We start from the raw sequence: 12,627 nt of genomic DNA on the forward strand, positions 1-12,627 counted from the left end.
GCCTGCGGAGAACGATGAACTCATGACAACCTTGGTCGAAGAACCCGAGCAGCGCTTTCATTTCGCGTCGCGGCCCAACGCCACACTCGCCGCGCGGGAGGCCGGGGTGCCGGTGCTCGACGTCGTCGTACCGGTGTACAACGAGCAGGCCACGCTCGCCCATTCGGTTCGCCGGCTGCACCGCTATCTCGCCGAGAACTTCGCGGTACCGGTGCGCATCACCATCGCCGACAACGCCAGCGTCGACGAAACCCCGCGTATCGCTGCCGAACTGGCCGCTGAACTCGACGACGTACGGGTGGTCCGGCTGGAGGAGAAGGGGCGCGGACGCGCACTGCGGGCGGTGTGGTCCGCTTCCGACGCACCCGTGCTGGCGTACATGGACGTCGACCTGTCCACCGACCTGGCCGCGCTTGCGCCGTTGGTGGCACCTCTGATCTCCGGCCACTCCGACCTGGCCATCGGCACCCGCCTGGGCCGCGGCTCACGGGTGGTCCGCGGCGCCAAACGCGAGATCATCTCGCGCTGCTACAACTTCATCCTGAAATCGACTCTGGCAGCCCGTTTCTCGGATGCCCAATGCGGATTCAAGGCGATTCGCGCCGACGTTGCCCGCGAGTTGCTGCCCCACGTCGCCGACACCGGTTGGTTCTTCGACACCGAGCTGCTGGTGCTGGCCGAACGCAGCGGTCTGCGCATTCACGAGGTTCCGGTGGACTGGGTGGACGATCCGGACAGCCGGGTGGACATCGTCGCCACGGCGGCCGCCGATCTCAAGGGCATCGGGCGGCTGCTGCGCGGGTTCGCCAACGGGTCGATCCCGGTGAACACGATCGCCGCGCAGCTCGGATCGTCGCGGAAATCGGCTGCCCCCGGGTCGTTGCTGCGCCAGGCGGTACGCTTCGGCGCGGTCGGTGTGGTCTCCACGCTGGCTTATCTGCTCCTGTTCACGGCTCTGCGGGCCGGCGTCGGTGCGCAGGCCGCGAACCTGATCGCCCTGTTGGTGACCGCGGTCGGCAACACCGCCGCCAACCGCCGGTTCACCTTCGGTATTGCCGGCTCGGGCAACGTCACCCGCCATCACCTGGAGGGGCTCACGGTGTTCGGGGTCGCGCTGGCCATCACCAGCGGATCATTGGGACTCTTGCACGTCGTGGCGCCCGTGCCGCACCGCGGCGTCGAACTTGCAGTATTGGTGGCGGCCAACCTGTTGGCCACCGTGGTGCGCTTCGTCCTGTTGCGCGGGTGGGTCTTCCATCCCGCGCGGACGCGGCAGGCCACCGCGCCGAATCGAGGGGTAGAACTATGACGACCATCGTCGACACGGCACCAGAAGCCGCCGCGGAGACCGCGGAATCACCGAAGACAGTGACGCCGCGCTGGATTCGCCCCTCCTACTGGGCTCTGCTGGCCGGCACGGCCGTGCTCTACCTCTGGGGGCTGGGGTCCTCGGGCTGGGCCAACAGCTACTACGCCGCCGCGGCCCAGGCCGGGACCCAGTCCTGGAAGGCCTGGCTGTTCGGATCGCTGGACGCCGGCAACGCCATCACCGTGGACAAACCGCCGGCCGCGATGTGGGCAATGGGGTTGTCGGGCCGGCTGTTCGGCTTCAACGAGTTCACCATGCTGCTGCCGCAGGCGTTGATGGGCGTGGGCGCGGTGGCGCTGCTCTATGCCACCGTGCGACGCACCAGCGGCCCGGCCGCCGGCCTGATCGCCGGGGTGGCGTTGGCGCTGACACCGGTCGCGGCCTCCATGTTCCGCTACAACAATCCCGATGCACTCCTGGTCCTGCTGTTGGTGCTGGCGGCCTACTTCATGGTGCGTGCCGTCGGACCGGTGTCGGCACGGGCCAGCGCCGGGTGGGTGGCGTTGGCAGGATGTGCGCTCGGGTTCGCTTTCCTGACCAAGATGCTGCAGGCCTTCCTGATCGTGCCCGGTCTGGCCCTGATGTTCCTGGTCGCCGCGCCCGCGGTCGGTGTGTGGAAACGCTTGGGTACCTTGCTGATCGGCGCGGCGACGATGATCGTCTCGTCGGGCTGGTACCTCGCGTTGGTGGCGCTGTGGCCGGCGGACTCCCGCCCGTATATCGCCGGATCGACCGACAACAGCCTGCTGCAACTGGCCTTCGGCTACAACGGGCTGCAACGCATCCTGGGGCAGGAGGGGCACGGGCCCGGCTCGGGCCCCGGCCCGGGTGGACCCGGTTTCGGTCACGGTCCGGGCGGCGGCCCCAACCTGATGTTCGGCGGTGACCCCGGGATCGGCCGGATGTTCGGGATGTCGATGGGCACCGAGGCGTCGTGGCTGTTGCCTGCGGCGCTGATCGGGCTGCTTGCCATGCTGTGGCTGACCCGGCGCACCGCGCGCACTGCCGGACCGCGGGCCGGCGTGCTGATGTGGGGCGGCTGGCTGCTGGTCACCGCCGTGGTGTTCAGCTTCATGGACGGGATCATCCACCCCTATTACACGGTCGCACTGGCGCCTTCGGTGGCCGCACTGGTGGGCATCTCGGTGGTCGAATTGTGGCGGGTCCGTGCCCGATTGGCAGCCCGGTTGGTGCTGGCGCTGATGCTGGCCGGCACCGGGGTGTGGGCGTTCGTGCTGCTGGAACGGACGCCGGACTGGTTGCCGACACTGCGCTGGATCGTGTTGATCGGCGCGGTACTGACGGCCGTCGCCCTGGCGATCACCGCCCACCGGGCGGGCAAGGTCCCTGCGGTGGTGGCGTTGGCGGCCATGGTCTTCGGGCTCGCGGCAACGGCGGCCTACACCGTCGAGACGGTGGCCAAAGTCCACGGCGGTGGGCCGATGGCGACCTCGGGTCCCAACCGGGACATGGGGTTCGGCGGGCCGGGCGGTCCCGGTGGTCCGGGTGGATTCGGGCGCGCCGATGACCCCGCGCTGGCCGAGCTCATTGCGGGTGCCGACGGTCGCTGGGCCGCGGCCAGTGTCGGCTCGATGCAGGTCAGCGATCTCGAGCTCAAGACGGGCGAGTCGTTGATGGCGATCGGCGGTTTCACGGGCAGCGACAACTCGCCCACGCTGGCGCAGTTCCAGCAATATGTCGCCGACGGTCAGGTCCGCTACTTCCTCGATCGGCCCGCGGGTGGGCGAGGCGGGCCGCCCGGACCGCCCCGTGATCCCGGCGGTAGCGCGGGGGAGATCACGACGTGGGTTCGTGAGCACTTCACCAAGAACATGGTCGGTGAGGTCCCGGTCTACGACCTGTCTGCGCCCGTCGCCTGACACCCAGACCGCGGCGGCCGTCCAGATCCCCCCGGCAGGACGGCCGCCGCCTGGGCGCACCCCAATCGGCTCAGCCTGATTCTTCCTCTGGCCCTGCCCGCGGCGCGGGGTTAGCGTCGATTCATGTCTGTCACCGACCAGTACCTGGCCAACAACGAGGTCTATGCCACGACCTTTTCCGGGCCGTTGCCGTTGCCGCCCAGCAAGCACGTTGCGGTGGTCGCGTGCATGGACGCCAGGCTGGACGTCTACCGGATCCTCGGCCTGGGCGACGGTGAGGCGCACGTCATCCGCAATGCAGGCGGTGTCATCACCGACGACGAGATCCGCTCACTGGCCATCAGCCAGCGGCTGCTCGGCACCAGGGAGATCATCCTGATCCACCACACCGACTGCGGCATGCTGACATTCACCGACGACGGGTTCAAACAGCAGATCCAGGACGAAACCGGAATCAAGCCGAACTGGGCCGCCGAGTCCTTCGTCGACCTGGCCGAGGACGTGCGTCAGTCGTTGCGTCGCATCGAGGCAAGCCCGTTCGTCACGAAGCATGAATCGTTGCGCGGCTTCATCTTCGACGTCGCCACCGGCAAGCTCAACGAGGTGACGCTCTAGCTCAACCCACCTTGTACGTCGCGATGGCCTTGGCCACCGCCTCGCCGTCTGGAGTGACGATATCCACCTCGCTGTTCACCAGGGACCTACCCTGACGCAACACGCGCCCGAGGCTGATCAGGTCGGTGGCGCGGGCCGGCGCCAGATAACTGATCGACATCGAGACCGTCACTCCGCGAAGCGAATCCGGAACCTCGGCGCCCGCCCAGGCTGCCGCCATCACCGTGACGTCGGCCAGCGCGGCGATCGCACCGCCGTGCACCATGTCGGCGATCGTGATGTTCGACGGATCCCACGGCAACCGAAGTCGGACCTCGGGGCCGTCGAGGTTCTCGGCGACGATGCCGAGTTTGGCCACGAACGGCGACTGGGGGAGAAACTGCGCCATGACTTCCGGGCCGGTCTGGATACTCATGCCCGCCAGTGTCTGTCGCCGGCGGTCAGCGTCTCAATTACCTGCGGGGTAAGCACACCGTGAATCAGCCGTTCCCACGGGGGATGGCGCTGCTGGTGGCCGGTGCGCTGTTCATGGAGATCCTGGATGCCACGATCATCGCCCCGGCGATCCCGCTGATCGCCGCATCGTTCGGTGTCGAGGCCATCGACGTGAACGTGGCGATCTCGGCGTACCTGTTGACGGTCGCGGTACTGATCCCGGCCAGCGGCTGGCTGGCCGACAAGTTCGGCGTCCGCCGGGTGTTCATCGGGGCGATCGCGGTGTTCACACTGGCCTCGGTCGGCTGCGCGGTGAGTGCCTCGCTGCCGATGTTGGTGGTGATGCGGATCCTGCAAGGGGTCGGCGGCGCCATGATGGTGCCCGTCGGCCGCCTGGCGGTGCTGCGGCACAGCAACAAGTCCGACCTCGTGCGGGCCATCGCGCTGTTGACCTGGCCGGCACTGACCGCACCGGTGCTGGCTCCGGTGCTCGGCGGGGCCATCGCGACGCTGGGCAGCTGGCGTTGGATCTTCGCGATCAACATTCCGATCGGCGTGATCGGAATTGTCCTGGCGCTCGGACTCGTCCGCGGCGGGCCCCATTCCGGGGTCCGATCGCTGGACTGGCCGGGCCTGCTCGCGCTCGGCTCGGGGATTGCTGCGGCCCTCATCGCATTGGAGAACATCCGGGTCTCGGGTACCGATTGGGGACTGGTCACCGGATGCGGTGCCGCGGCAGTCCTACTACTCGGTGCGGCCATGTGGCGGCTGCTCACGACGCCGGCCCCGCTGGTGCAACTGCGGGTGCTGCGGGTGCACGCGCTGCGCATCACGGTGGTGGCAGGGTCGCTGTACCGAATGGTGATCACCGCGGTGCCGTTCCTGCTGCCGCTGCAATTCCAGCTGGAATTCGGCTGGACGCCGCTTGCGGCCGGCGTCATGGTGGCCGCGTTGTTCGCCGGGAACCTGACCATCAAGCCGGCCACCACCCCGTTGATGCGCAGGTACGGCATCCGGACCGTGCTGCTGGTCAACGGGGTGGCCTCGGTCGCGTGCTTCGGCCTGCTGGCCGCGTTGCAGCCGGGCGTGCCGGTCGCGGTGATGGCCGTCGTCCTCTATCTCAGCGGGGCGCTGCGGTCGATCGGCTTCACGGCCTACAACAGCCTGGCGTTCTCCGACGTCGACGGAGAGCACCTGACGCACGCCAACACGCTCAACGCCTCGGTGCAGGAGCTGGCGGCCGGCCTCGGCATCGCGGTGGCAGCCCTGCTGCTCAGCCAGCTCACCTCATATTCGGCGACCTACCTGGTCCTGGGCTCTTTGCTGGCACTGACCCTGGTCGCCACGGTGCGGCTGCCGCGACAGGCCGGTGCCCACGTCAGCGGGCATCGGGCCTGACGGTTGCCCGCCATTGACACCGCGGCGACAGGGCGGCTAGATTCCTGGCCATGCTTGCAATTCTGGCCATTCCTACCAACTTAATGGGGAAGTGATGACCGCCGCACAGAAAACCGATCAGCAGTCCGGCCGGGCCGGCCATTACGAGCTGAGCCACCTGCGGTCACTGGAGGCCGAGGCCATCCACATCATCCGCGAGGTCGCCGCGGAGTTCGAGAAGCCCGTGCTGCTGTTCTCCGGGGGTAAAGACTCGATCGTCATGCTGCACCTGGCCGTCAAGGCGTTCGCGCCCGGCCGGCTGCCGTTCCCGGTCATGCACGTCGACACCGGTCACAACTTCGACGAGGTCTACCAGGCCCGCGACGAGCTCGTCGAGCACTACGGTGCCCGTCTGGTCGTCGCCAAGGTGCAGGACGACATCGATGCCGGCCGCGTGGTCGAGACCATCCCGTCGCGCAACCCGATCCAGACCGTCACCCTGCTGCGCGGTATCCGGGAGAACAAGTTCGACGCCGCCTTCGGTGGCGCCCGCCGCGACGAGGAGAAGGCCCGCGCCAAGGAGCGAGTGTTCTCCTTCCGCGACGAGTTCGGCCAGTGGGACCCCAAGGCCCAGCGTCCCGAGCTGTGGAACCTGTACAACGGCCGGCACCACAAGGGTGAGCACATCCGGGCCTTCCCGATCTCCAACTGGACCGAGTTCGACATCTGGTCCTACATCGGCGCCGAGAAGATCAAGCTGCCGTCCATCTACTACGCCCACCAGCGCAAGGTGTTCGAGCGCGACGGCATGCTTCTCGCGGTGCACAAGTACCTGCAGCCTCGCAAGGAGGAACCGGTGATCGAGAAGACCGTGCGGTTCCGCACTGTCGGCGACGTCACCTGCACCGGCTGTGTGGAGTCCACCGCCGCAACGGTTTCCGAGGTCATCGCCGAGACCGCGGTGTCGCGGCTCACCGAGCGCGGCGCCACCCGCGCCGATGACCGGATCTCCGAGGCCGGAATGGAAGACCGTAAGCGCGAGGGGTATTTCTGATGAGCACGTTGTTGAGAATCGCCACGGCGGGTTCCGTCGACGACGGCAAGTCCACGCTGATCGGCCGGCTGCTGTTCGACTCCAAGGCGGTCATGGAGGATCAGCTGGCCGCCGTCGAGCGCACCTCCAAGGAACGCGGCCACGACTACACCGACCTGGCACTGGTCACCGACGGCCTGCGCGCCGAGCGGGAACAGGGCATCACGATCGATGTCGCCTACCGCTACTTCGCCACGGCCAAGCGGAAATTCATCATCGCCGACACCCCGGGGCACATCCAGTACACCCGCAACATGGTGACCGGAGCCTCCACCGCGCAGCTGGTGATCGTGCTCGTCGACGCGCGTCACGGCCTTCTCGAGCAGTCGCGCCGCCACGCCTTCCTGGCCTCGCTGCTGGGCATCCAGCACATCGTGCTGGCCGTGAACAAGATGGACCTGATCGACTGGGACCAGGAGCGTTTCGAGGCGATCCGCGACGAGTTCCACGCGTTCGCCGCCCGCTTGGACGTGCACGACGTGACGACCATCCCGCTGTCGGCGCTCAACGGCGACAACGTGGTGACCAAATCCGACGTGACGCCCTGGTACGACGGCCCGTCGCTGCTGAGCCACCTCGAAGACGTCTACATCGCCGGTGACCGCAACCTCGTCGACGTGCGATTCCCGGTGCAGTACGTGATCCGGCCGCAGACCCACGAGCACGCCGACCACCGCAGCTACGCCGGAACCGTCGCCAGCGGCGTGCTGCGTCCCGGCGACGACGTGATCGTGCTGCCGGCCGGAAAGCCCACGCGCATCACCCAGATCGACGGCCCGAGCGGCGTGGTCGAGGAGGCCTTCCCGCCGATGGCCGTGTCGATCAGCCTGTCCGACGACATCGACATCTCCCGCGGCGACATGATCGCCCGGCCCAACAACCAGCCCCGGGTGGCCCAGGATTTCGACGCCACCGTGTGCTGGATGGCCGACGGATCGTCACTGGAGCCCGGCCGCGAATACCTGGTGAAGCACACCACCCGCACCACCAGGGCCAAGGTGACCGGGCTGGACTACCGGCTCGACGTCAACACCCTGCACCGGGACAAGTCCGCGACGGCGCTGAAACTCAATGAGCTGGGCCGTGTCTCGCTGCGCACCCAGGCGCCGCTGCTGCTCGACGAGTACAGCCGCAACGCCGCGACCGGGTCGTTCATCCTGATCGACCCCAACACCAACGGCACCGTCGGCGCCGGCATGGTGTTGCGCGAGACCCGCAACGACACCGCGAGCCCGAACACCGTGCGGCACGAGTCGCTGTGCACCGCCGAGGACCGGCTGTCGAAGGGCCGCACCGTGTGGTTCACCGGCCTGTCCGGTTCGGGCAAGTCCTCGGTGGCGGTGCTCGTCGAGCAGAAGCTGCTCGAAAAGGGTGTTCCGGCATACGTTCTGGACGGAGACAACCTGCGCCACGGGCTGAACGCCGATCTGGGCTTCTCCATGGCCGACCGGGCCGAGAATCAGCGCCGGCTGGCCCACATCGCCGCCATTCTGGCCGACTCCGGCCAGGTTGTGCTGGTCCCCGCGATCAGCCCGCTGGAGGAGCATCGTGCCCTGGCCCGCAAGGTCGCCACGGACGCGGGTCTGGAGTTCTACGAGGTGTTCTGCGACACCCCGCTGGAGGACTGCGAACGCCGCGACCCCAAGGGCCTGTACGCCAAGGCGCGCGCCGGTGAGATCACCCACTTCACCGGTATCGACAGCCCGTATCAGCGGCCGAAGAACCCGGATCTGCGGCTCACGCCGGACCACAGCACCGCTGAACTGGCCGATCTGGTGATCGAGCTGCTGGAATTGCCGTCGTGAACGATCACGAACTGGCTGCCCGGCTGGCCACCAGGGCCGGGGATCTGCTGCTCGATATCCGTGCCGACTTCGCCGATGCCACGGCAGCCGAGCGAAAGGCCGCCGGGGACAAGCAGTCCCACGATTTCCTGATGGCCGAGCTGGCCAAGCTGGTCCCCGGTGACTCGGTGCTGTCCGAGGAGGCCACGACCGAGGAACGGGCCGATCCGGCGCGGCTGAACGCCGACCGGGTCTGGATCGTCGACCCGCTCGACGGCACCCGGGAGTTCTCCGAACTCGGCCGCGACGACTGGGCCGTACACGTGGCGCTGTGGAGTGCAGGCGAACTCGTCGCGGGAGCGGTCGCCCTGCCCGCGCAGAACACCACGCTGTCCACGCCCGAGGTGGCCGCGCCCCGCCCCTTCGACGGCCCGCCCCGGGTCGTGGTGTCGCGTACCCGCCCGCCCGCGGTGGCGCTGGCGGTGCGGGAGGCGCTCGACGGAACCCTGGTCGAAATGGGTTCGGCCGGAGCCAAAGTCGCCGCGGTCATCCGCGGGATCGCCGATGTGTACGTGCACGCGGGTGGTCAGTACGAGTGGGATTCGGCCGCGCCCGTCGCGGTGGCCCGCGCGGCCGGCCTGCATACCTCACGCATCGACGGCTCGCGGTTGGTCTACAACTCGGCCGACCCCACGCTGCCCGACCTGATCGTGTGCCGCCCAGAGCTGGCCGAGCGGGTGCTGGCCGTCACGGCGGGGTAGTCGGCACACCGGCGGGGACCTGGTCGGTACCGACATTCGGACAGGCAAGCTTCAGTTCGTGGAGTGCCTCGGTTCCGTCCTGGAAGCCGCCGACGAAGTTTTTGTCGGGCCATCCGTTCGGAGGCGTTCTGGGATTGCCCTGGCTGATCCGGTGCAGCGCATCGGCGAACCTCAACGCTTTTCGCTTCAGGTCCTGATCTTCGATCGAAGCAGCTTCGTCCCGGGCTGCGGTGGTCGCCTCGCCGGCATCTCGCGCCAGGTTCGGGTCGACTTCGCCGACTCCCATCCCCTTGAGGACACCCGGCACGACCTTTACCCATTGGTGCGCGATCTGATCGGCGCGTTGGCAGTCCGCGCTGAGCTCATCACTCGAGTCGTCGGCGTAGCCGACCACCACCATGATCAGCATCAGCGGTGACGCCGCGGCCAACATGACCAGCCTGACCTTGGCCGACGACCAATCCCGGAGTGCCACCAATGCAGCCTAAACGCGGTCGCCGACCACTACGCTCACCGAAATGAGCCGCCCCACGCTGCGCGAACTGGCCAGCCTTCCCGCCGCACCGGCCCGCCTCGCTGATTCCACCCTGGTCCTGATCGACTGTCAGAACACTTACACCCAGGGAATCATGGAGCTCGACGGGGTGCAGGCCGCTCTCGAGCAGACGGCACAACTCCTCGACCGGGCCCGCAGCGCGGGCATTCCGATCATCCACATCCAGCACTCCGACGGTCCGGGTTCGCTGTATGACATCGAAGGGGAGAGCGGCGCGATCGTCGCAGCGGTGGCCCCGCGCGAGGGAGAACCCGTGGTGGTCAAGCAATTCCCCAACTCGTTCGTGCAGACCGATCTGGACGACCGGTTGAAGGGTCTGGGTGCCTCGAACCTGCTGCTGGCCGGATTCATGACGCACATGTGCGTCAACTCGACCGCGCGCGGCGCCTTCAACCTGGGATACGCCCCGACCGTGGTGGCCGCCGCCACGGCCACCCGTACCCTCGCCGGCCCCGACAGCGCACCCGTGCCCGCCGCGGTCATGCAGTCGGCGAGCCTGGCCGCGATGTCGGATCTGTTCGCCGTCGTCGTCCCCGACGCGGCCGGTGTTCCGGACTAGCCGACAGTCGAACTTCCTCTTCGCGAAAACAGCGGCCGTCACGGGTGCTTGCAGGTTTCGTACCTGTCCATGAGCGCCTGTTCGGCGGCCGGTGGCCGGTAGACGAGGAGATCGCGTGCCGTGCACCCGCCGATGGTGATGGCGATGGCGCCGGTGGCCTGCCCGTTGCCCGTGATGTGCCCCTGTATCTGATCGCTGGCGGTGTAGAGCGTCGGGCCGGTCAGCGTCGCCGCGAGTGGCAGATGCCGTTGGGCAAGGGCGACGGCGTCGGCAGGCTCGTGCGAGCGGGTCTGCTCCGCCAGCCATACCGACGGTTGCACGCGGCCGTTGATCGTCAGCTTGTCGATGTGCGGGATCGTCTGGTCAGCATTCATCCGACTCCAGACGTCAAGCTCGCCAGCGGTCGGGAAGCGGCGGGCGCTTTTGATCTCGGCAGGGTGATCGTCACCCGCGCTGACGGTCCAGGTCACGTTGGCGAGCCCCGGAAACCTTCCGGACATGGTGGTGACCACCGCGGCCACGTCCGTGTAATCGGTGGCATCGGCCAACCGGATCGACCCGACATCGGAATGTCCCCATTCCTGCATCGTCGACCGGCCATCGGGGTGGGTCACCGTGGCGCGTAAACGTACTGTGGCCGTGGAGAATTCACGACGCATCGCGGCCCAGTCGCGGGCCTGGGAGATGATCTGTTGCGCATTGTCGATCGGTAACCTGCCGCCGTCGACCGCGAAGACGTTCCAGCCATGGTGGGCGGCGAACTCGGTGTGGTAGCCGGTGTAGTTGACCATCGTGAGGTCCTGCAGGTAGCGGGACACCACTGCGGCGAGTTGATCTTCGGTGATGTCTTCGGCGGTCTCGACGTCAATGGCGAACCGAACCACGCCCTGGGCCGGGCGATTCGTCACGGTGTGGCTGACCGTCTGCACGCCGGGCATCTCGCCGAGCAATCGCGCAAGGCGGGCCACGTCTGCGTTGCGGTCGGGCGGGGTGGAGTGGCAGCCGCTCAGGACTGCGGTGACAAGCGCCAGGCCGAGGGTGATCGTCAAGCGGCGCCAGGAGGTCCGGTGCCTCACACCGGTCGGCTCAATCCGCCTGGTGGCGTTACGTATTTGCTGAACTTCACGATTGCCGTCCCTCCAGGAACAATCCACATCAGGGAAAGCATTGCATACTGCAATGGTGCGCAATCGACGTGGTGAGCGCGCCGATTGCAGGTCGGACCGGCGACACCGCTCGCCGCAGCGCCGCGGGCGAAGAGTGAGCTGGCACAATCTGAGGTCATGCGGATGTCGGCGAAGGCGGAGTATGCCGTCCGAGCCATGGTCCAGCTCGCGACGGTGGGCGATGGCGAGCTGGTCAAGACCGACGACCTCGCCAAGGCGCAAGGCATCCCGGCGCAGTTCCTCGTCGACATCCTGACCGCGCTGCGCACCGACCGCCTGGTCCGCAGCCATCGAGGCCGCGACGGAGGCTATGAACTGGCGCGGCCGGCCGGCGAGATCAGCATTGCCGACGTGCTGCGCTGCATCGACGGACCGCTGGCCAGCGTGCGCGACATCGGACTGGGGGATCTGCCGTACTCCGGTCCGACGGCGGCGCTGACCGATGTCTGGCGTGCGCTGCGGGCCAGCATGCGCTCGGTCCTGGAGGAGACCAGCCTGGCCGACGTGGCGGCCGGCGCGCTACCGGGTCACGTGGACACGCTGGCCAACGCCTACCGCGATCAGGAACACGAGCGCGGCCACCGCTGAAGCCGGTCAGCCTCCGTACGGGCGCGTGATGATCTCCAGGTAGTGCCCGGACGGGTCCTGGAAGTACACCCCGCGGCCGCCGTCGTTGTGGTTGATCTCGCCAGGGTGCTGACCATGCGGATCGGCCCAGTGCTGCATGCCGCGGTCGCGGATCTTGCCGTAGATCGCGTCGAACTCGTCCTCGGACACCAGGAATGCGTAGTGCTGCGGCCGGATCGCTTCGTCAGGCCCCATCTGGGCGTAATCGAGGCTGACTCCGTGATTGAGCGTCACCGCCAGAAACGGACCGAACTCCTGCGGTGCGGGGAGGCCGAACAACTCGGTGAAGAACTCGGCGGAAACCTGCCGGTCCGTGGCGGCGACGATGGTGTGGTTGAAGGTGATGGCCATATCAGTCCAGTAAACCGCTGGACCGGCACCCCCGGCAACACCGTCGAACTGCCC

Annotated in this window: 13 protein-coding genes; 9 read left to right on the forward strand and 4 right to left on the reverse strand. The window is 67.7% G+C overall.

The window, feature by feature from the left end; genetic code table 11:
* The first annotated feature begins 22 nt into the window (after positions 1-22).
* The 3 genes from AC4LGL_RS32545 (at position 23) to AC4LGL_RS32555 (ending at position 3,864) form a co-directional block, all read left to right on the forward strand.
* Positions 23-1,309, forward strand: coding sequence for a bifunctional glycosyltransferase family 2/GtrA family protein (locus tag AC4LGL_RS32545; RefSeq protein ID WP_491842357.1), 1,287 nt, complete (start codon positions 23-25; stop codon positions 1,307-1,309).
* Complete coding sequence (locus AC4LGL_RS32550) at positions 1,306-3,249, forward strand: glycosyltransferase family 39 protein (RefSeq protein WP_491842358.1); 1,944 nt, start codon at positions 1,306-1,308, stop codon at positions 3,247-3,249. Before AC4LGL_RS32545 ends, AC4LGL_RS32550 begins: the two co-directional genes overlap by 4 nt.
* A gap of 123 nt (positions 3,250-3,372) precedes the next feature.
* A complete protein-coding gene (locus tag AC4LGL_RS32555; RefSeq protein WP_491842359.1) occupies positions 3,373-3,864 on the forward strand; it encodes a beta-class carbonic anhydrase in 492 nt (163 codons plus the stop codon).
* Position 3,865: 1 nt separating this feature from the next.
* Here the strand turns inward: AC4LGL_RS32555 and AC4LGL_RS32560 are convergent, their stop codons facing one another.
* Positions 3,866-4,279: a PaaI family thioesterase gene (locus tag AC4LGL_RS32560; protein WP_448404903.1), complete on the reverse strand. Its 414-nt coding sequence runs from the start codon at positions 4,277-4,279 to the stop codon at positions 3,866-3,868.
* A gap of 83 nt (positions 4,280-4,362) precedes the next feature.
* Between AC4LGL_RS32560 and AC4LGL_RS32565 the strand changes: the two genes are divergently transcribed.
* From AC4LGL_RS32565 to AC4LGL_RS32580, 4 genes are all read left to right on the forward strand, one after another.
* Entirely contained in the window at positions 4,363-5,697 is a 1,335-nt protein-coding gene (locus AC4LGL_RS32565) for an MFS transporter (protein WP_491842485.1), read from the forward strand.
* 94 nt (positions 5,698-5,791) lie between these two features.
* Entirely contained in the window at positions 5,792-6,730 is a 939-nt protein-coding gene (gene cysD / locus AC4LGL_RS32570) for a sulfate adenylyltransferase subunit CysD (protein ID WP_491842360.1), read from the forward strand.
* Positions 6,730-8,574, forward strand: a complete 1,845-nt coding sequence (gene cysC / locus AC4LGL_RS32575) for a sulfate adenylyltransferase subunit CysN (protein WP_491842361.1) — start codon at positions 6,730-6,732, stop codon at positions 8,572-8,574. The genes cysD and cysC overlap by 1 nt, the downstream gene beginning before the upstream one ends.
* Positions 8,571-9,314, forward strand: coding sequence for a 3'(2'),5'-bisphosphate nucleotidase CysQ (locus AC4LGL_RS32580; protein WP_491842362.1), 744 nt, complete (start codon positions 8,571-8,573; stop codon positions 9,312-9,314). Before cysC ends, AC4LGL_RS32580 begins: the two co-directional genes overlap by 4 nt.
* Here the strand turns inward: AC4LGL_RS32580 and AC4LGL_RS32585 are convergent.
* On the reverse strand, positions 9,301-9,789 hold the full coding sequence (locus tag AC4LGL_RS32585; protein WP_491842363.1) for a hypothetical protein: 489 nt from the start codon (positions 9,787-9,789) through the stop codon (positions 9,301-9,303). The two genes, AC4LGL_RS32580 and AC4LGL_RS32585, sit on opposite strands and share 14 nt — an antisense overlap.
* Positions 9,790-9,832: 43 nt before the next feature.
* Between AC4LGL_RS32585 and AC4LGL_RS32590 the strand changes: the two genes are divergently transcribed.
* Positions 9,833-10,429, forward strand: coding sequence for a cysteine hydrolase family protein (locus AC4LGL_RS32590; RefSeq protein ID WP_491842364.1), 597 nt, complete (start codon positions 9,833-9,835; stop codon positions 10,427-10,429).
* A 38-nt stretch (positions 10,430-10,467) separates the two neighbouring features.
* Here the strand turns inward: AC4LGL_RS32590 and AC4LGL_RS32595 are convergent, their stop codons facing one another.
* Entirely contained in the window at positions 10,468-11,478 is a 1,011-nt protein-coding gene (locus AC4LGL_RS32595) for a hypothetical protein (protein ID WP_491842365.1), read from the reverse strand.
* 234 nt (positions 11,479-11,712) lie between these two features.
* Between AC4LGL_RS32595 and AC4LGL_RS32600 the strand changes: the two genes are divergently transcribed.
* Positions 11,713-12,183, forward strand: coding sequence for an Rrf2 family transcriptional regulator (locus AC4LGL_RS32600; RefSeq protein WP_064880158.1), 471 nt, complete (start codon positions 11,713-11,715; stop codon positions 12,181-12,183).
* Positions 12,184-12,189: 6 nt separating this feature from the next.
* On the opposite strand, the gene AC4LGL_RS32605 is transcribed toward AC4LGL_RS32600, so the two are convergent.
* Positions 12,190-12,573 carry a VOC family protein gene (locus AC4LGL_RS32605; protein WP_491842366.1) on the reverse strand — a complete coding sequence of 128 codons (384 nt, stop codon included), beginning with the start codon at positions 12,571-12,573 and terminating at the stop codon, positions 12,190-12,192.
* Positions 12,574-12,627 lie beyond the last annotated feature (54 nt).

Source organism: Mycolicibacterium arcueilense, assembly GCF_058536225.1.

What these genes read in the sequence shown, in the direction of transcription:
- AC4LGL_RS32545 (WP_491842357.1), top strand. Translation starts at nt 23, where the DNA reads ATGACAACCTTGGTCGAAGAACCCGAGCAGCGCTTTCATTTCGCGTCG.
- AC4LGL_RS32550 (WP_491842358.1), top strand. Translation starts at nt 1,306, where the DNA reads ATGACGACCATCGTCGACACGGCACCAGAAGCCGCCGCGGAGACCGCG.
- AC4LGL_RS32555 (WP_491842359.1), top strand. Translation starts at nt 3,373, where the DNA reads ATGTCTGTCACCGACCAGTACCTGGCCAACAACGAGGTCTATGCCACG.
- AC4LGL_RS32560 (WP_448404903.1), bottom strand. Translation starts at nt 4,279, where the DNA reads ATGAGTATCCAGACCGGCCCGGAAGTCATGGCGCAGTTTCTCCCCCAG.
- AC4LGL_RS32565 (WP_491842485.1), top strand. Translation starts at nt 4,363, where the DNA reads ATGGCGCTGCTGGTGGCCGGTGCGCTGTTCATGGAGATCCTGGATGCC.
- cysD (WP_491842360.1), top strand. Translation starts at nt 5,792, where the DNA reads ATGACCGCCGCACAGAAAACCGATCAGCAGTCCGGCCGGGCCGGCCAT.
- cysC (WP_491842361.1), top strand. Translation starts at nt 6,730, where the DNA reads ATGAGCACGTTGTTGAGAATCGCCACGGCGGGTTCCGTCGACGACGGC.
- AC4LGL_RS32590 (WP_491842364.1), top strand. Translation starts at nt 9,833, where the DNA reads ATGAGCCGCCCCACGCTGCGCGAACTGGCCAGCCTTCCCGCCGCACCG.
- AC4LGL_RS32600 (WP_064880158.1), top strand. Translation starts at nt 11,713, where the DNA reads ATGCGGATGTCGGCGAAGGCGGAGTATGCCGTCCGAGCCATGGTCCAG.
- AC4LGL_RS32605 (WP_491842366.1), bottom strand. Translation starts at nt 12,573, where the DNA reads ATGGCCATCACCTTCAACCACACCATCGTCGCCGCCACGGACCGGCAG.